The 1,378-nt window shown below is 70.6% G+C and carries 2 protein-coding genes; one reads left to right on the top strand and one right to left on the bottom strand.

Annotated features, from left to right (window positions below):
- Positions 1–33: 33 nt before the first annotated feature.
- On the top strand, positions 34–387 hold the full coding sequence (locus L0P92_RS44405) for a hypothetical protein (RefSeq protein ID WP_234768804.1): 354 nt from the start codon (positions 34–36) through the stop codon (positions 385–387).
- On the opposite strand, the gene L0P92_RS44400 is transcribed toward L0P92_RS44405, so the two are convergent.
- On the bottom strand, positions 365–1,378 hold a 1,014-nt coding region (locus tag L0P92_RS44400), incomplete at its 5' end, for a tellurite resistance/C4-dicarboxylate transporter family protein (RefSeq protein ID WP_234768803.1). The two genes, L0P92_RS44405 and L0P92_RS44400, sit on opposite strands and share 23 nt — an antisense overlap.

Genomic DNA, 1,378 nt, shown 5'->3' with positions numbered 1-1,378 from the left:
GGGTGTGGGTGGGGCTGGTTAGGCTCCGGCTTCATGGACGTACTCATCCATCTTTTCGTCGGCCTGCACATCGTCGGTATCGCCGCGCTGCTCGGTGGTTTCCTCACCCAGATGAAGGCGATGGGGCAGGGCACCGCCCGGTTCGTCCCCGCGATGCTGCACGGTGCGCTGACCATGCTGGTCACCGGGGTTGTTCTTGTCGGCCTCAATCAGGCGGACGACCAGCCCGTCGACAACGTCAAGATCGGCGTGAAGCTGGCGCTGCTGGTCGTGATCCTCGGGCTCGTGTATGTGAAGCGGGACGAGGAGACGGTGGACAAGCGGCTGTTCGGGCTGGTGGGGCTGCTGACCGTTGCGAACATCTTCATCGCTGTGTTGTGGACGTGACGTCCGTCCCGGGGGGCCTGGTCCCGGCGCCGGTTGTGTCGCCGGGGTGGGTGTAGGTCCACACCGCGCCCGCGGTGACCGTCAGCCATGCCGCCACCGCGATCCACATCAGTGCCTCGCCGGGGCCGTCGAGCCAGGGGATGTCCAGGGCGGTGGCTACGGAGAGGGTCGCCGCTGCCGTCATTCCGAGCGGGAAGACCGTGGCCCAGCGGCGGGTGTCGTAACGCGGCCGTGGCCAGGCGATCTCGGCCAGCAGCAGGGCGGCGTACCAGGCCAGGTCGAGGACCAGCAGGGCGATGGTCACCGTGCGCAGGGTGCTGGTGTCGTCGTCGTTCCAGAGGTACAGGCGGGCGCTGTCGGCGGCGAAGAGCTTCGAGCCGGCGAGCGCGGAGATGGCGAGGGCGCCGCCCGCGATCCAGTGGTCGCCGGCGCCGTGGGCCACCTGGCGTAGGTCGAAGCGGGTCAGGGCGATGGCGTAGAGAACCAGGCCGAGCCAGAACAGTACGAGGGCGGCGTGGGCGAGCCATGCCGAGGCCTCGGTCGTGGCGAGCGTCGCGCCCAGGACGGCGAGGCCCTCGGTGGCCACGCAGCCCAGGAACACGGCGCCGGGCATGCCGCGGTGCCAGTGGCGCACCACGGCGATGAGGAGGCCCGGCCAGAGCACGGCCGCGAGGGCCAGGAGGGCCTCGGCGAGGGTCTGCCAGCCGAGGACGCTGAAGCGGGTGCCCAGGACGGTTGTCGCGGCGATGGCGGTCAGGGCGGCCGGGGTGGCTGCCTCCTTCAGCCATCGGGCGCGGTCCCACAGGAGGCGTGCGGTGAAGTCGCCGGCCAGGGCTAGCCAGGTTGCGGAGGCCAGGGCGAGGGCGATGCGGGAGAGGGTTTCGTAGCCGGTCTGGTGCAGGGTCACCGAGAGGATGCCGGTTGCCATGACTGCGGCGCCGGCTGTGGGGGGACGTTGCGACCACCAGGTGTGGAGGGGGGATGTGGGCTG

It is taken from the genome of Streptomyces muensis, from assembly GCF_021474425.1.
Taxonomy (GTDB): Bacteria; Actinomycetota; Actinomycetes; order Streptomycetales; family Streptomycetaceae; genus Streptomyces; species Streptomyces muensis.
Note: the sequence above shows the minus strand (reverse complement) of the source record. Positions and strands in the feature narration are given on the sequence as shown.